The sequence below is a fragment of the Streptomyces sp. NPDC091377 genome (assembly GCF_044757045.1).
GTDB lineage: Bacteria > Actinomycetota > Actinomycetes > Streptomycetales > Streptomycetaceae > Streptomyces.
Window position 1 is genome coordinate 237,748 of record NZ_JBIVUE010000006.1, and the last position, 16,637, is coordinate 254,384.

Annotated in this window: 13 protein-coding genes and 1 pseudogene; 9 read left to right on the top strand and 5 right to left on the bottom strand. The window is 71.3% G+C overall.

Translation table 11 applies throughout. From position 1 onward, the window contains the following. Window positions 1-102: 102 nt before the first annotated feature. Window positions 103-1,389 (bottom strand): M6 family metalloprotease domain-containing protein, encoded by a 1,287-nt coding sequence (locus ACIQNG_RS15835; RefSeq protein ID WP_401485420.1) that lies wholly within the window; start codon window positions 1,387-1,389, stop codon window positions 103-105. A gap of 415 nt (window positions 1,390-1,804) precedes the next feature. Between ACIQNG_RS15835 and ACIQNG_RS15840 the strand changes: the two genes are divergently transcribed. Together ACIQNG_RS15840 and ACIQNG_RS15845 are read left to right on the top strand one after the other, a co-directional pair. Next, complete coding sequence (locus ACIQNG_RS15840) at window positions 1,805-2,464, top strand: TetR/AcrR family transcriptional regulator (protein ID WP_401428624.1); 660 nt, start codon at window positions 1,805-1,807, stop codon at window positions 2,462-2,464. 308 nt (window positions 2,465-2,772) lie between these two features. Next, the gene (locus ACIQNG_RS15845; RefSeq protein ID WP_401485422.1) at window positions 2,773-4,329 is read left to right on the top strand and encodes an MFS transporter; all 1,557 of its coding nucleotides are present in this window, start codon (window positions 2,773-2,775) and stop codon (window positions 4,327-4,329) included. A 134-nt stretch (window positions 4,330-4,463) separates the two neighbouring features. On the opposite strand, the gene ACIQNG_RS15850 is transcribed toward ACIQNG_RS15845, so the two are convergent. Continuing rightward, complete coding sequence (locus ACIQNG_RS15850; protein ID WP_401485424.1) at window positions 4,464-4,949, bottom strand: MarR family winged helix-turn-helix transcriptional regulator; 486 nt, start codon at window positions 4,947-4,949, stop codon at window positions 4,464-4,466. Window positions 4,950-5,150: 201 nt separating this feature from the next. On the opposite strand from ACIQNG_RS15850, the gene ACIQNG_RS15855 reads away from it, so the two are divergent. Further along, window positions 5,151-5,942: a dioxygenase gene (locus ACIQNG_RS15855; protein WP_401428710.1), complete on the top strand. Its 792-nt coding sequence runs from the start codon at window positions 5,151-5,153 to the stop codon at window positions 5,940-5,942. Between the two features lie 24 nt (window positions 5,943-5,966). On the opposite strand, the pseudogene ACIQNG_RS15860 reads toward ACIQNG_RS15855, so the two are convergent. Further along, window positions 5,967-6,233 (bottom strand): annotated as a pseudogene (locus ACIQNG_RS15860) (GNAT family N-acetyltransferase); the annotation flags it as partial. A gap of 196 nt (window positions 6,234-6,429) precedes the next feature. Between ACIQNG_RS15860 and ACIQNG_RS15865 the strand changes: the two are divergent. After that, a complete protein-coding gene (locus tag ACIQNG_RS15865; protein WP_401428631.1) occupies window positions 6,430-7,428 on the top strand; it encodes an RNA polymerase sigma factor RpoD/SigA in 999 nt (332 codons plus the stop codon). A 460-nt stretch (window positions 7,429-7,888) separates the two neighbouring features. Next, complete coding sequence (locus tag ACIQNG_RS15870; protein ID WP_401428633.1) at window positions 7,889-8,635, top strand: TetR/AcrR family transcriptional regulator; 747 nt, start codon at window positions 7,889-7,891, stop codon at window positions 8,633-8,635. Between the two features lie 177 nt (window positions 8,636-8,812). On the opposite strand, the gene ACIQNG_RS15875 is transcribed toward ACIQNG_RS15870, so the two are convergent. Then, entirely contained in the window at window positions 8,813-9,778 is a 966-nt protein-coding gene (locus ACIQNG_RS15875) for a helix-turn-helix transcriptional regulator (protein WP_401485426.1), read from the bottom strand. Between the two features lie 237 nt (window positions 9,779-10,015). Here ACIQNG_RS15875 and ACIQNG_RS15880 point away from each other — a divergent pair, with 237 nt between their 5' ends. The 4 genes from ACIQNG_RS15880 (at window position 10,016) to ACIQNG_RS15895 (ending at window position 15,650) form a co-directional block, all read left to right on the top strand. Further along, window positions 10,016-11,482: an MFS transporter gene (locus ACIQNG_RS15880; protein ID WP_401485700.1), complete on the top strand. Its 1,467-nt coding sequence runs from the start codon at window positions 10,016-10,018 to the stop codon at window positions 11,480-11,482. A gap of 259 nt (window positions 11,483-11,741) precedes the next feature. Further along, complete coding sequence (locus ACIQNG_RS15885) at window positions 11,742-12,503, top strand: DeoR/GlpR family DNA-binding transcription regulator (RefSeq protein ID WP_401428639.1); 762 nt, start codon at window positions 11,742-11,744, stop codon at window positions 12,501-12,503. Next, window positions 12,500-13,447, top strand: a complete 948-nt coding sequence (gene pfkB, locus ACIQNG_RS15890; protein ID WP_401485429.1) for a 1-phosphofructokinase — start codon at window positions 12,500-12,502, stop codon at window positions 13,445-13,447. Before ACIQNG_RS15885 ends, pfkB begins: the two co-directional genes overlap by 4 nt. Window positions 13,448-13,661: 214 nt before the next feature. Beyond that, window positions 13,662-15,650, top strand: coding sequence for a fructose-specific PTS transporter subunit EIIC (locus ACIQNG_RS15895; protein ID WP_401485431.1), 1,989 nt, complete (start codon window positions 13,662-13,664; stop codon window positions 15,648-15,650). A 129-nt stretch (window positions 15,651-15,779) separates the two neighbouring features. Here ACIQNG_RS15895 and ACIQNG_RS15900 read toward each other — a convergent pair whose 3' ends face one another. Next, window positions 15,780-16,529, bottom strand: coding sequence for a DUF6227 family protein (locus ACIQNG_RS15900; RefSeq protein WP_401485433.1), 750 nt, complete (start codon window positions 16,527-16,529; stop codon window positions 15,780-15,782). Between the last annotated feature and the right edge of the window lie 108 nt (window positions 16,530-16,637).

Consider the following 16,637-nt stretch of genomic DNA (forward strand, 5'->3'; position numbering starts at 1 on the left):
CAAGGACTGACGTTCCGCGCCTTGCGCCTTGTCGCCGGGCGGAGCATCCAGAGCAGCGGAGCATCCAGAGCACAGGACTCACCCCGCCCCCGTCGCCCCGGCTCACCCCCGCGTCACCCTCACCACATGGTTCCCCTTCAGGTCCGCCGACGCCACCGTGATACGGATGCCGTGTTCCGGGTCCTTGAAGGTCTCGCCGGGGGTGAAGGTCGCGTCGGAGAGTTCGGCGTGGACGTTGGGGGAGCGGGTGCAACCGCCGCTGTCGCCGCGGGAGTCGTAGACGCGGACCGGGCCCTGGCCGGTGTCGATGACGGCGTTCACCTTGTAGATGAGGATCCCGGCACGGCAGACCGCCTCGTCGTTGCCGCCCTGGGTGCGCAACTCGACGGCGTAGCCGGTACGGCGGTCCAGCGGTACGACGACCAGTTTGGGGCCGCCGGAGCGGGTCAGCGGGGTGAGGATGTGCTCACTGGTGCCGGGGCGGGAGGCGCAGGTGATCTGGCCGGCGTCGAGCCAGCCCAGCTTCCACTTGTGCCAGCCCAGCAGATCGTTGTTGGCGCCCCAGTCCTCGCTCATGATGTCCCAGTGCCCCACGGCCGCCCCGCCCTCCATGGTGTAGAGGTCGGGCAGGCCGAAGACATGGCCGTTCTCGTGCGGCAGCACACGGTAGCCGGTGCGGTCGTAGGAGCCGGAGCCGTCGTCCTGACGGGAGTAGACGAAGGACGCGTTCGCGACCGGGACCCCGTCGGCGGTGGGGGCCTCCGGGTTCCCCGCGAAGGTCACGGAGAGCACGGTGTCCAGCGCCGAAGGGCCCGCGTTCGGGGTGACCAGCACGTTCAGGAGGTCGTACGAGCTGAAGTCCACCTTCGGGTCGGCCGCGGTCACCAGGTCCTGGACCAGCTTGCGGTACCCGGGGTCGAAGGGGGCGCCGCGCTCTATCCCGTACTCCTCGAAGCTCTTCGGCATGCGCAGCCACTGCGTCACGGGGGCCTCGGAGCGGTAGTCCAGGCGGCCGTACGAACTGGTGCGGAACCATTCCTGGGTCTGCGGGAAGAACTCGTGGTAGCGGTCGAGCGCGTCGCCCTGGCCGGGCGCGTCCGAGAAGTCGATCATCAGGCTCAGCGCCCGGATGGTGCCGGTGGAGGGGGCGTAGCCGCGGGAGGTGGGGACACCCTCGGACATCTGGACATCGGTCGGGCCGCTGATCATGCAGGGGCCGAGCGCGGAGGAGCGGGAGAGCGAGGCAGGGCCCGCCCCGGCCGCCGAGGAGCCCACGGTGTGCTGACCGGTGCCCGCCGCGGTGCTGACGGCGAAGGTCAGCGCGGTGACGGAGACGAGGGTGGCCGCGCGTCGCGGGCGTATCCGGCTGTGGGACGGCTGAGGCTGCATGCAGGGGCCTTTCGCTCCAGGCAGCCACCGGACTCTCACCGGACCCCGGCTGCGCGCTCGCGGCAGCCGGCGAGACGCGACCGGCTGCACCCTTTCGATCACCCTGTGTCCAGGTGGCCGCGGGCGCGCGCTGGAGGAGACCGATCGTGGGTTTCTCCGCGCTGTGATGTGACTCACGTCACTGGAAGTCTTCCGGAGGTCGGGAAATAACCGGGGACGCCCTCCCCGTTTAATGGGGCGTAGGTCGAACCGGGGACCCATTCCCCGGTTCGTTACGAACGGGCAACGAGCCACGAACGAGCGACGACGAGCCACGAGCGAGCGACGAACGCGCGACGACGAGTCACGAACGAGTGACGACGAGCGAGCGACGAGCAGTGAGTGGCCCTGACGACCGGACGACCAGGAGGCAGCCGTGGAGACCGCGACACCCGAGCGACGCAAGGCACCCCGGCCCCGTGCCGACGCCCTGCGTAACCGGGAGCGGATCGTGCTGGCCGCCCGGGAGATGTTCGTGGAGTTCGGGGCCGACGTCCCGCTCGACGAGATCGCCCGCCGGGCCGGCGTCGGCAACGCCACGGTGTACCGCAACTTCCCGGACCGCGATTCCCTGGTCCGGGAAGTGGTCTGCGAGGTCATCGACCGTACGGCGCGGGCGGCCGAGCAGGCCCTCGCCGAGTGCGGGGACGAGCCGTTCGCCGCGGTGGAGCGGATCGCGCACGCCGCCGCCGATGAGCGGATCAGCGCGCTGTGCCCGATGGTCTCCAGCACCTTCGACCGCAACCACCCCGATCTGGAGGCGGCGCGGATGCGGTTCGAGGAACTGGTCGAGGAGGCCATGGAGCGCGCCAAGGCGGCCGGTCAGCTCCGTGTCGACGTGGGTGTCGGGGACCTGATGGTCGCCGTGGCCCAGCTCAGCCGGCCCCCGGCCGGAACGCTCTGTCTCAGCGTGGACCCGTTCGTCCACCGCCATCTCCAGGTGTTCCTGGACGGCATGCGGGTCCCGGCCCGCTCCACCCTGCCCGGAACGCCCGTCACCATGGAGGATCTGCGCCGGATCCCGCACGAGGGATGAGTTTCGCGGGCGATCGCGGTCAACACCCCGGTCACCACGCCCGACAGCGAAGCCAAGCCGCCGACCCGGCCTCATGGACTCCAGACCTACCTCACAGACCCTTAGACCCCTAGACCCTTAGACCCTTAGACCCTTAGACCTACCTACCTCACAGCCCCCTGGACCGATGAACCCCTGGGCCCACAGAGCCCTGGACCCCTAGACCTCTTTCTGCCTTACCAAGTCCGATATTTCACTCGTCCCGACGGATCAGCGGATCAACGCGGATCAGTCGTCATCCGTCACGAAGTCCCGAAGTGGGTACACCCATGTCAGAAACAGCCTCGAAGGCCGCCGGCACCTCCGCGGTGCCCGATCCCGACCCGGGTCGCTGGAAGGCCCTCGTCTTCATCGCGCTCGCCCAGCTGATGGTCGTCCTCGACGCCACCATCGTGAACATCGCACTGCCCTCCGCCCAGGAGGACCTGGGCATATCCGACGGCAACCGGCAGTGGGTCGTCACGGCCTACGCCCTCGCCTTCGGTGGTCTGCTGCTCTTCGGCGGCCGGATCGCGGACCTGTGGGGGCGCAAGCGCGCCTTCGTCGTCGGGCTGGGCGGTTTCGCCGTGGCCTCCGCGCTCGGCGGTGCCGCCACCAACGAAGCCATGATGTTCGGCGCCCGCGCCCTCCAGGGCGTGTTCGGCGCGCTGCTCGCGCCCGCCGCGCTGTCGCTGCTCGCGGTGATGTTCACCGACGCCAAGGAGCGCGCGAAGGCGTTCGGCATCTACGGTGCGATCGCCGGTGGCGGTGGCGCCGTCGGTCTGATCCTCGGCGGCTTCCTCACCGAGTACCTGGACTGGCGCTGGACGTTCTACGTCAACATCCCGTTCGCCGTGGTCGCCGCGATCGGCGCCTGGCTCGTCATCCGTGAGCCGGCCTCGGGCCGCAACCGCTCGCCGCTCGACATCCCCGGCGTGGTGCTCTCCACGCTCGGTCTGGTCGCGCTGGTCTACGGGTTCACCCGCGCCGAGTCCGAGGGCTGGGGCGACTCCGTGACCGTCGCCATGTTCGTCGCCTCGGCCGCGCTGCTGATCGCCTTCGTGGCGGTGGAGGCGAGGGTCAAGTCGCCGCTGCTGCCGCTGCGCGTGCTCACCGAGCGCAACCGCGGTGGGATCTACCTCTCGCTGGGCCTCGCCGTGATCGGCATGTTCGGCCTGTTCCTCTTCCTGACCTACTACCTCCAGATCGTGCGGGGCTACTCGCCGGTGCGGACCGGCTTCGCCTTTCTGCCGATGATCGTGGGCATGATCGTGGGTTCCACCCAGATCGGTACCCGGCTGATGACCCGGGTCGCGCCCCGGCTGCTGATGGGCCCCGGCTTCCTGGTCGCCGCCGTCGGCATGCTGCTGCTGACCCAGATGAAGATCGACTCGTCGTACACGGCCCTGCTGCTGCCCGCGATGCTGCTGCTCGGCCTCGGTATGGGTACGGCGTTCATGCCGGCCATGTCCCTGGCCACCCAGGGTGTCGAGCCGCGTGACTCCGGGGTCGCCTCCGCGATGGTCAACACCTCGCAGCAGGTGGGTGGCGCGATCGGTACGGCGCTGCTGAACACGATCGCGGCCTCCGCGACCACCTCGTACGTCGCCGACCACATCGGTGGCGCCGGATCCCGCCCGGAGGCGCAGCTGGTCCAGCTGCGCGGCATGGTCGAGGGCTACACCAGCGCCATCTGGTTCGCCGTCGGCATCCTCGTGGCCGCCGCGCTGATCGCCTTCGGCATGGTCAACGCCGGCCGGCCGGGCACCACCACGGTCACCTCCTCCGGTGACGGTGACGGCGACGGTGTGGAGGACCAGCTGAAGGTGCCGGTCATCGCGCACTGACCCGCAGGACCGGACCGGTTCCGCTCGCGTCGACCGGTCCGTCGTACCCATCGGGCCCGCCGTGCACGGCAGGAGGGGACGCCTTCCGCGTACGGCATCCGGGACCTGCCCCGGCTCCGCACCGAGTGAGCGGCTCAGCGGAGCCAGGGCAGGTCCGCTCCGGCTTCGTTCGGCTGAAGTCCCTCGGCGACGATCTCCATGATCTCGCCGAGGGACTTCTGCTGTTCCGGGGTGAGCCGGGCGAACAGCGCCTGGCGTACGGCGCCGACATGGCCGGGCGCCGAGCGGGCCAGCACCTCCTGGCCCTGGTCGGTGAGGACCGCGAGCTGGCCGCGCTTGTCGGAGGGGCAGTCCTCGCGGCGCACCCAGCCGTGCTTCTCCAGGCGGGCGACGGCGTGCGAGAGCCGGGAACGGGTGATCTTCGCGTGGCGGGCCAGCTCGGTCATCCGCAGTCGCCGTTCCGGCGCCGCGGAGAGCTGGACGAGCAGCCCGTAGTAGATGTGCGGCATTCCCGCGTCGCGCTGGAGCTGACGGTCGAGATGGTCCTCCAGCAGCGTCGTGGCGTGCAGGTACGCCTGCCAGACGCGCTGCTCCTCGGCGGTGAGCCAGACCGTGTTCATGCGTCCACTGTACGACCGTGCTGCTTGAAGATTAAAGAAAGTGGTCGTATGGTCGGGGGTGGTTCTTTAGAGTTCAACTATCTATGTTCAGTGATCTACGCGATCTACGCGATCTACGCGATCTACGCGATCTACGCGATCTACGCGAACTGCGTGAACTGCGTGATCTACGTCCAACTATCCACGGGAGTGGTGGTCAGCATGTCCGACGCGGCACAGGGGCGGATGCCCGCCCTCTACCTCAGCCATGGCGCCCCGCCCCTGGCCGACGACCCCGTCTGGCCCGGCGAACTGGCCGCCTGGTCCGCCGGACTGCCCCGCCCCCGCGCGATCCTCATGGTCTCCGCCCACTGGGAGGAGGCCCCGCTCGCCCTCGGCGCCACCGAGACGGTCCCGCTCGTCCATGACTTCTGGGGCTTCCCCGAGCACTACTACCAGGTCCGCTACGACGCCCCGGGCGCCCCCGCTCTGGCCGAGTCGGTACGCAAACTGCTGCGCGCCCCGGGCATGCCGGTGCAGGACATCCCCGACCGGGGGCTCGACCACGGTGCCTATGTCCCGCTGGTCGAGATGTTCCCCGGCGCCGACATACCGGTCCTCCAGGTCTCCATGCCGACCCTCGACCCGGTGCGGCTGATGGAGATCGGCCGTCGGCTGGCCCCGCTGCGGGACGAGGGCGTGCTGATCGTCGGCTCCGGTTTCTTCACCCACAACCTCGCCGCGCTACGGCACACCGGGCCGGGCGTGCCGACCTGGTCGGCCGAGTTCGACGACTGGGGGCGGCGGGCGCTGGAGTCACGGGACTGGGACGCCCTGCTGGACTTCCTGCACAAGGCCCCGGCGGGTCAGTACGCCCACCCGCGCACCGAGCACTTCGCCCCGCTCTTCGTCACCCTGGGCGCGGCCGACGCGACGGGGGAGACGGACGCCCAGCGGTCGGTGATCGACGGGTTCTGGATGGGGCTGGCGAAGCGGTCGGTGCAGTTCGGGTGAGTGACGGCCGTCCGGTGGGTAGCGGTCGATGACGGCCGCGTACGCGAAAGAGCCGGATGTGGCGTGGTCAAGGATTTCCTGAGAGTCCGCGTCCGTGGCAACCATCAGCCGATGCGGTCCGTCTTCAAGGTGGGAGGGCGGTCAAGGGCGGCAGCGCTCCGCAGAAGGGAAGACCGCCGTGTCGAATGTGATCGGCGTCTCACGGATGTAGTGGTTGCAGAGCGTGGTGGGGGCGTCGAGATCATCCTCGGTTCCCGGCCTGACCTGGACCTCCGTGGGTGCGGACGCCATCCGACCTCCCCCTGGGGCGGCACAGGGTACTGCATGATCAGAAAAATTGGGGGGCCCGTTGGGAATTCTGTCCGGATTCCAGTCGTTGTTTCCATCGGATGCAGGGCACCCGGAAAGAGTACGGAGAGGTCGTACAGCCGAGAGTCCGAGTATCCGGAGACCGACCCGCTGACCCCACCATCGCAAGGGAGCACGCATGGCAACCCGTGCCGTCGCCCGTCGTAAGTCCGCCGCCGGCGAGACCTCCGACGCGGCACACAGCGTTCGCGCCTCTGGCGGCGAGATCGCCGACCGCGACCTGGTCGGCATGTATCTCGATGAGATCGCACGCACCCCGCTGCTCGACGCGGCGAAGGAAGTCGACCTGTCGCAGACGATCGAGGCGGGTGTCTTCGCGAGGCAGGTCCTGGAGGGCTTCGAGGAATCGACCTCCGACGCCACCCGGGAGGAGCTGGAAGCCCTGGTCGCCGCCGGTGAGCGGGCCAAGGATGTCTTCATACGCTCCAACCTGCGTCTGGTGGTCGCGGTCGCCCGCCGCTATCCGCGCAGCGGACTGCCCCTGCTCGACCTGATCCAGGAAGGCAACGCCGGACTGGTCCGCGCCGTCGAGAAGTTCGACTACCGCAAGGGCTTCAAGTTCTCGACGTACGCCACCTGGTGGATCCGGCAGGCCATCACCCGCTCGATCGCCGACCAGTCGCGCACCATCCGGCTCCCCGTCCACCTGGTGGAGGAGCTGGGTCGGATCCGTCGTGTGCAGCGCGAGTTCAACCGCGACCAGGGCCGGGAGCCGGAGCCGGCGGAGATCGCGGCGGAGCTGGGCTCCACGCCGGAGCGGGTCAGCGATGTGCTCGACTGGGCGCGTGACCCGGTCTCGCTCAACATGTCGGTGGACGACGAGGGGGACACCCAGTTCGGCGACCTCCTGGAGGACACCTCCGCGATCACCCCGGAGCAGTCGGTGCTGACGCTGCTGCGCAGCGAGGAACTGGACGATCTGATCGGCCGCCTCGACCAGCGCACGGCCTCGATCATCAAGATGCGCTACGGCATCGACGACGGCCGCGAGCGGACCCTGACCGAGGTCGGCAAGGAGCACGGACTGACCCGTGAGCGGATCCGGCAGATCGAGAAGCACGCCCTGCTGGAACTGAAGAAGCTGGCCCGCGACACCGGGTTCGACGCGGTGGCGTGAGTCCCTGCCCGTCAGGGCAACGGTCCGGGAGCGGGCCCTCGCCGGGCGGGGGCGTGCGCCGGGTGGCCAAAGCCCGCGCAAACATGGCGATGTAACGCCGCTTAACCGGCGGCGCATCGGGAACAAACCCTCAGGGCGCAGAAGTCCGGCTACCCGGAGACCTCATGGAGGAGGCTCCGAGGAAGCACGGGGTCTGCCGCTCCGTAGGGGCGGGGATCTGTTCCCCGCCGACCGCTTCCATGACCACGACCACGACTTTGGCCACGCCCAGGAACCACGTCCCGCCGTCCAACCCCCCCGGCGCCGGGACTCCCCAGAGCCGGGCTCCGCGCGCCTCCCCCCCCCTGGCGCCGGAGCCCGGCTCCTCCTTGTGCGGTGAGGGAGGCGGGGCACCCCGAACCTGAACCCCGGGGTGGCCCGCCGGATGGCAGATTCTGCCACAGGGGCATAGCCTGCCGACGTGAGCAGCACCACCCCCGCACACAACCGCCCCGTTTCGGGGCCCGCCGCGACCGCTTCTGCGGCGGCCGGTTCGCTGACCGAGCGGCGCAAGGCGGCGACCCGTATGGAGATCGCGCGGGCGGCGGCCGGCCTCTTCGTCAGCCGGGGGCTCAGGGCCACCCGCGCCGAGGACATCGCCCACACCGCCGGGATCGCGCCGCGCACGTTCTACCGCTACTTCGCGACCAAGGAAGAGTCCGTCGCCCCCCTCTACGCCGCCGGCGCCGAACGCTGGGCCGAGGCGCTGCGGGCCGCGCCGCCCGGACTCTCCGTCCCCGAGGCACTGGACCACGCCGTCCGGCACACCTTCACCCCCGGCGTCGGGGTCTCGGCGGCCTCGTGGGAAGGGGTCCGCACCCTGGTCCGCCTCGCGGACGCGAGCCCCGCGCTGGGGCGGGTGTGGGCGGAGGTGTGCCGCACGGGGGAGGGGACCCTGGCCGAGGTACTGGCGGTCCGGCTGGGGCGGGCCGCGCCGGGTGAGGGCGAGAACGGGGGCGTGCCGCAGGGCGACAACGTTGCCGGGTGCGGCGATCCGGAGGTGTCCCCGGCGTTGCGGTTCGCCGCCGCGGTCGCCAGTGCGGCCGTGCGGGTCGCTGTGGAGTCCTGGGCGGCCGGCGACGGTCCGCCGGACGGGCCACAGGGACCGGCGGCGCTGGCCGTCCGCAATCTGGAAGCGCTACGGGATTTCCGGTGGACGGAACTATGAGGCGCCGACGGCCCGGGACGCGGGTTCCCGCCGGGGGTTCTGCGGGCGCCCTCTGAGCGCGCCCGAACGACACTCCTGGGCCGGGACCCGCGCTCCCTGGGTCGGGGCCTGTGCTCCCGGGTCGGGCCCCGGTCGGGCCCCGGTCAGGACCCGCCCCCCCCGGCGTCAGGCCCCGCCTCAGGTCCCCGAAGCCCGTAGCAGGCGCTGGCCCAAGTTCCTTACGTACGTGATGAGTTCTGGTGGGTTCTCGATCGTGAAGTCGGGGCCGAGCATGGCCAGTCTGACTCCGAGCCACTCCAGTGGGTCACCCGTTGTGCCGCGCATCCGGCATCGGTCGGGGGTGAGCGGTTCGGGTGTGCCCATCCAGGGCGGGAGCCGGCCCGCGATGGCCTCGGCGGGTGCCTCGAAGATCACGGAGAACCCGTATGTCTCCTGCTGACGGCTGATGGACCGCCGTAGGTACTCCGCCGCGTTGCCGGTGGGCAGTTCGCGCGGGCTGAAGCGGGCACCGGTGGCGAAGGGGTCGCTCACCCGGTCGACCCGGAACGTACGCCAGTCCTGGCGGTCGAGGTCGTAGGCGACGAGGTACCAGCGGCGGCCGGTGGAGACCAGCCGGTGCGGTTCGGTGACGCGGCGGCTCTCGGTGCCGTCGCCGGAGCGGTAGGCGAAACGCAGCCGTTCGTGACCGGCGACCGTGGAGGCCATGACGGTGAGGGTCTCGGGGGCGATGTTGGGGCCGTCGCCGCTGGTCAGCGGGGTGGTGGCGGCCTGGAGGGTGGCCACCCGGTGGCGCAGCCGACTGGGCAGCACCTGCTCCAGCTTGGCGAGTGCGCGTACGGATGCCTCGTCCACGCCCTCCAGGGCGTGACCGGCGCCGGCCCGCAGGCCGACCGCGATGGCGACCGCCTCCTCGTCGTCCAGGACGAGGGGCGGCAGCGCCTTGCCCGCGACCAGCCGGTAGCCGCCGTCGGAGCCCATGGTGGCCTGGACGGGGTAGCCGAGTTCACGCAGCCGGTCGATGTCGCGGCGGACCGTCCGCCGGGAGACCCGCAGCCGGTCGGCGAGTTCTCCGCCGGGCCATTCGCGGGGGGTCTGGAGGAGGGAGAGCAGTTGCAGGAGCCGTGCCGGGGTGTCCGTCGTCATGTTGTCGAGGGTGCCTCACCACTAGGACATGATCTGACCTACTGAGCCCCTAGCTTATGCGACATGACCTCCAGCGAGACGAATCTCAGTTCAAGGACGCCGAGTTCACCGGCGGAAGGGGCACCGGCCACGGCGTCGGTCGATACCACCGGCCGGCCCGGTCAGTCCGGTCAGTCCGGTCAGTCCGGTCAGGTCGGGCAGGCCGACCGGCGGCGCTGGTTCGCGCTGGCCATCGTGATGACGGCGGCCTTCATGGACCTGGTCGATGTCACGATCGTCAACATCGCCATCCCGTCCATCCAGCGGGACGAGGGCGCGAGCTTCAGCCAGATCCAGTGGATCACCGCCGGATACGCGCTGGCCTTCGCCGCGGGCCTGATCACCGGCGGACGGCTCGGTGACATCTTCGGCCGCAAGCGGGTCTTCCTGGTCGGCGTCGCGGGCTTCACCGTGGCCTCCGCGCTGTGCGGCCTCGCGGTGAACCCGGAGATGCTGGTCGCCTCCCGGATCCTCCAGGGCGCGACGGCGGCGCTGATGGTGCCGCAGGTACTGGCGATCGTGCACGCCACCTTCCCGGCGCACGAACGCGGCAAGGTCTTCGGTCTGTTCGGCGCGATCGTCGGACTGGGCGCGGTGTCCGGCCCGCTGCTGGGCGCGCTGCTCACCGAGTGGAACCTGTTCGGGCTGGAGTGGCGGCCCATCTTCCTGATCAACCTGCCGGTCGGTGTCGCGGCCCTGGTCCTGGGCAGCCGGTTCATCTCCGAGTCCAAGGCCCCGCGGGCGCTCAAGCTCGACCTGGTGGGGGTCGCACTGGTCACCTCCGCGCTGATGATGCTGATCTACCCGCTCACCCACGGCCGCGAGAACGGCTGGCCGGCCTGGGGCTTCGTGTCGATGGCCGGCTCGATCGGGGTGTTCGCGGCGCTGGTGGCGTACGAGCGGCGCAAGGCGGAGCGGGACGGCTCCCCGCTGATCGAGCTGTCCCTGTTCAAGGTGAAGAGCTTCGCCGCGGGGATCGCCGTACAGACCGTCTTCGGTGTGGTGATGGGCGTGTTCTTCCTGGTCTGGACGCTGTACATGCAGATCGGACTGGGCTGGGAGCCGCTGAAGGCCGGACTGACCGGGGTGCCGTTCTCCCTCGCCGTGTCGGTCGCGGCCGGGATCTCGGTGCAGGTCCTCGTGCCGCGGTTCGGACGCAAGGTGCTCCAGGCCGGTGCCGCGGCCATGGCGGCGGGCGTGCTGCTCTACCTCTGGGAAGCCGGGCGGTACGGGGCCGACATCGCGCCCTGGCAGATGGCGCTGCCGCTGATCGTGATGGGCGTCGGCATGGGCCTGATCGTGGCCCCGCTGACGGACGCGGTGCTGTCTCAGGTGCCGCGTGAGCACGCCGGTGCGGCGTCCGGGCTGGTCAACACGGTCACCCAGATGGGCAACGCGCTCGGCCTCGGCCTGGTGTCCGTCGTCTTCTTCGGTGTCATCGACGAGCACGTGGCACCGGGCGCGGTGGGCGCCGAGTACCTGGACGGCTTCCAGAACGCGCTCGGCTGGGTCGCCGGGCTGCTGATCGTCATCTTCCTCGTGATGTTCGCCCTGCCGAAGCGCCCGGCCCAGCATGTGGAGGGGGCGGCGACGGCGGCCGAGGAGCCGGGGGACGACCTGACGCCCGGCCAGGACCGGGGGCGGGAGCCGGAGCTGGTGGGCTGAGGTCGCAACCGACCCACCCGACCGTCCGAGGAAGGGCCCGGCACCGGGGGTGCCGGGCCCTTCGGCGTGCGCCTCGGCCCCGCCCCGCCCATGCCCCTCCCCTGCCTACCTGCGCTCGCTCTGCGCCCGTTCATGTCTGATCGGAGCCCGATTGAGTCTGTAAGAGTCCGAATCGATTTACTTTCTGGAGATCCGGCCGTACGCTCCCCCTCAACAGAGCGAAAACCACGCGATCGGGCAGAGTCGGAGGCAAACGGACATGTACGCACCGGAGCGGCAGCAGGAGATCCTCCGGCTCGCCCGGGACGCGGGCCGGGTGGACGTGCTGTCGCTGGCCGAGGAGTTCCAGGTGACGGCGGAGACGGTCCGCCGGGATCTGAAGGCCCTCGACCGGGCCGGACTGGTCCGCCGGGTGCACGGCGGCGCGATCCCGGTCGGCCGTCTCGACTTCGAACCCGACCTCACCGAGCGCGAGTCCAGCTCCGCCGACGAGAAGGACCGCATCGCCAAGGCCGCGCTCGCCGAACTGCCCGCCGAGGGCACGGTGATCCTCGACGCCGGTACGACCGTGGCCCGGCTCGCGGCGGCCGTCCCGGTCGAGACCTCCCTCACCGTCGTCACCCACGGCCTCCCGATCGCCGCCCGTCTCGCCGACCACCCCGGTATCCAGCTCCACCTCGTCGGGGGGCGCGTCCGGCACCGTACGCGTGCCGCCGTGGACGCCTGGGCGCTGCGCGCGTACGCCGAGATCCGCGCGGACGTCCTGTTCGTGGCGGCCAACGGCTTCTCGGCCGCACACGGGCTGACCACCCCCGACCTCGCCGAGGCCGCCGTGAAGCGGGCGGCGATGGCGGCGGCCCGCCGGGTGGTGCTGCTCGCCGACTCCAGCAAGCACGGCCAGGAGCACTTCGCCCGCTTCGGCGACCTCGGCGAGGTGGATCTGCTGATCACCGACAGCGGGCTCGGCCCGGAGGCCGCCACCGCGATCGAGCGCGGCGGCACCGAAGTGGTCCGCGCATGATCCTCACCGTCACCCCCAACCCCTCCCTCGACCGCACCTACGAGGTGCCCGCGCTGGAGCGCGGCGAGGTCATCCGCGCAAGCGGCGAGCGCATGGACCCCGGCGGCAAGGGCGTCAACGTCTCGCGCGCGATCGCCGCGGCCGGCCGCCGCACGGTCGCCGTGCTGCCGCTCGGCGGGGCGCCCGGCGCGCTGGTCGCCGCCCTGCTCCACGCCCAGGGCATCGAGGTCGCGCCGGTCCCGGTGGCCGGCGCCACCCGCTCCAACATCGCGCTGGCCGAGTCCGACGGCGTACTCACCAAGATCAACGCGCCCGGCCCCGAACTGTCGGCGGCGGAGCAGGAGTCGCTCCTGGAGACGGTGCGGGAGCGCTCGGCGGGCGCGGACTGGATCGCCTGCTGCGGAAGCCTGCCGCGGGGACTCGCGCCCTCCTGGTACGCCGATGTCGTCACGCGGGCGCACGCCGGGGGCGCGCGTATCGCCCTGGACACCTCGGGCCCCGCCCTCCCGGCGGCCCTGCGCGCCCGGCCCGACGTGGTCAAGCCCAACGCCGAGGAACTCGCCCAGGCCGTCGCCCGCCCCCTCACCACCGTCGGCGACGCGGTCGAGGCCGCCGAGGAACTGCGCGCGATGGGCGCCCGGGCCGTCCTCGCCAGTCTGGGCGCGGACGGCCAACTGCTGGTCGAGTCGGCGGGCACCTGGTTCGCAACCGCGCCCGTCACCGCCGTACGCTCCAATGTGGGCGCCGGGGACTCCTCCCTCGCCGGGTTCCTCATCGCGGGGGGCACCGGGCCGGCCGCCCTGGCCTCCGCCGTCGCCCACGGGGCCGCGGCCGTCCAACTGCCCGGCAGTGTGATGCCGACCCCGGCGGACCTGGACCCGGCGGCGGTGACCGTGACGTCGGACGTGCCGCTGGACCGTGCGCTCACGGAGCCGGTGCCATGACCGGCACCCTCCCCGCGCCCGCCCCCGGCCCGCTCCACCCCTCGGCCCCCCGACCCGCCCGCCTCCCTGCCCTCCGTGCCCTCCCTGCCCTCCGTGCCCTTCGTCCCGCCCGTCTCCGTGCCTTTCGGGCTGTCCTCCCGGCCGCCCTCCCGCCCGTCCCCGTCCCCCCAGCCCACCTCGTCCCCCGGGCGATACGCGAGCGAAGGAGCCCGCGATGAGTGACATGATCACCGCGGATCTGGTCGATCTCGACCTGTCCGCCGACACCAAGGAAGCGGCGGCGCGCTCCCTCGCCGAGCGGATGGTGGCCCTGGGCCGGGTGACCGACCTGGACGGCTTCCTCGCCGACGTGGCCGCCCGCGAGGCCCAGATGCCCACCGGCCTGGACGGCGGCATCGGCATCCCGCACTGCCGCAGCGAACATGTCACCGAGCCGATCCTCGCCTTCGGCCGCAGCGCCTCCGGCATCGACTTCGGGGCGCCGGACGGCCCGGCCGACCTGATCTTCCTGATCGCCGCGCCCGCCGGTGCGGACGACGCCCATCTCACGATCCTGTCCTCGCTCGCCCGCCGGCTGATGAACGCCGAGTTCACGGACGCACTGCGGGCGGTACCGGACGCGGCGGGCGCCGCCGCGCTCATCAGGGGCGACGCGGAGAGCGCCGTAGCCCCGGACGCGCCGCCCGCGGACACCGGCCGTCCCTTCCGGATCGTCGCCGTCACCTCCTGCCCCACCGGTATCGCGCACACCTACATGGCCGCCGAGTCCCTGGAGAACGCGGGCCGGGAAGCGGGCGTCGAGATCACCGTCGAACCGCAGGGCTCGGCCGGATTCACCCGGCTCGACCCGGCCGTCGTCGCGGCGGCGGACGGCGTGATCCTCGCCCATGACGTCCCGGTACGGGAGAAGGACCGCTTCGCCGGGAAACCCACGGTCGACGTGGGAGTGAAGGCGGGCATCAACCGCCCCGCCGAACTGATCGCCGAGGTCCGCGGGAAGGCGGCGCGCGGCGAGGTGAGTGCGGCGCCCGCGCCGGGGCGCACGCCGGTCGACCGCACGGGCGACGCCGACGAGGGTTACGCCACCAAGTTGCGTAAGTGGCTGATGTCCGGCGTCAGCTACATGGTCCCGTTCGTCGCGGCCGGCGGTCTGCTGATCGCCCTCGGCTTCGCGATCGGCGGCTACGAGATCAACAAGGCGCCGTCCGTCATGGACCGCTTCCTCTGGACCCAGGCGGACAGCTGGGGCGCCCTGTTCTTCCAGATCGGCGGCGTCGCCTTCAACTTCCTGGTCCCGGTCCTGGCGGGCTACATCGCCTACGGCATGGCGGACCGGCCCGGTCTGGTCCCCGGCTTCGTCGGCGGCTCCATCTCGCTCACCATCAACGCCGGTTTCCTCGGCGGTCTGGCCTCCGGTCTGATCGCCGGTGCGGTGGTGCTGGCCGTCCAGCGGGTGCGGATCCCGGCGTCACTGCGCGGGATCATGCCGGTGGTGGTGATTCCGCTGATCTCCTCGGCGATCGTCGGCTTCCTGATGTTCGTGGTGATCGGCAAACCCATCGCCCGTGCGCAGAAGGGCATGACCGACTGGCTGGGCGGCCTCACCGGCACCAACGCCCTGCTGCTGGGCGCCCTGGTCGGCCTGATGATGTGCTTCGACCTGGGTGGACCGGTCAACAAGGTCGCCTACACCTTCGCCACCGCCGGTATCGCGGTCGCCGCGCCCAGCGACTCGGCGATGAAGATCATGGCGGCGGTGATGGCCGCCGGAATGGTGCCGCCGCTGGCGATGGCCCTGGCCACGACCGTGCGCGGCAGGCTCTTCACCCCGACCGAGCGCGAGAACGGCAAGGCCGCCTGGGTGCTGGGCGCGTCCTTCATCTCCGAGGGCGCGATCCCGTTCGCGGCGGCCGACCCGCTGCGGGTGATCCCGGCCTCGATGGCGGGCGGCGCGGTCACCGGTGCCCTGTCGATGGCCTTCGACACCACACTGCGCGCCCCGCACGGCGGCATCTTCGTCGTGCCGCTGATCGGCAACCCGTTCCTCTACCTGATCGCCATCGCGGCGGGCGTCGCGGTCACCACGGCCCTGGTCGTCGTCCTCAAGAGCCTCCGGAAGCCGACCCCGGACCCGGACGGCACCGCCACACCGGGTACGGACCGGACGCCGACGACAGAGCCGAAGGAGCCGGTGGCGGCGTGACGAGAGCGCGGGCGCACCACCGCGTCGTGCGGCACGCCACCGCTTCGTGCGGCGAGGGTCCTACGGCCCCATGAGCGCGGCGAACTCAGGGGGGCGGGGTTCCCGGGAACCCGAGCCCCCGCACCATCCTCAGGGCACCTGTGCCGCCCGTCGTTCCATCGCTTCGCGGGCGGCGTCCTCCGAGGCGTACACCTCGCACATGTGACGGCCGTCGGGCGTTGCCGTGTGCTCGACCTCCCAGAGGGAGACCTCGTGGCCGTCACGCAGCAGGAACGCGTGTTCGTAGAGCGAGAAGCACAGCCCGGCACGCCCCGCCCGGCACGGGCGGCCGAACGCCTGGGTGATCTGGTGCGCGATCGCCTCGGCGAGCAGCGCCGCCGTCTCCGCGTCCGGCCGGTCCGCGTTCTCCGCGCGGCGCAGCAGCCGGCGCGCGTGGTCCGCCGAGTCGTCGGGCACGTAGGTGTGCCGAGGGCCCGGGACCGGTGGCAGCCGCACCTGCACCGAGAGTTCAAAGTCCGGTGCGTCCGGCGGCAGCGGAAGTCTGGCCGTGGCGGCGCGCAACTCCTCCTCGTCCGCGTACACCTCGTGCTGCGGGGTGCCTCCCGGCCGGGTGTCGTGCACCAGCTCCCAGAGGGTGAGTGCCGACCCGTCGGCCAGCAGCCAGGTGTGCCGGTACGTCTCCCGGTGCTGCCCCGCGCTGTGGTGCGCGGAGTGCAGCGAACTGTCCTGCGCCAGGGCGCAGTCGAGACGCCGTATGGTGTCGTCGGGCAGTTCGAAGGAGTTGAGGGCACGGCCGAGCAGTCGCGCGAGGTGCTCTTCCGGAGACTCCGGCGACTCTGGTGGTGGTTCGTACGCTGCCGTCTCGTACGGAACGCTCAAGGTTTCTCCCGGCGTTGCTGCGTGTCACCTTGTGGGTGCATACCGTAGCCCCTCGGTCGGACATCATGTCCGGGAACCGAGAAAACGTACGCAAGGAAAACTGCCAGA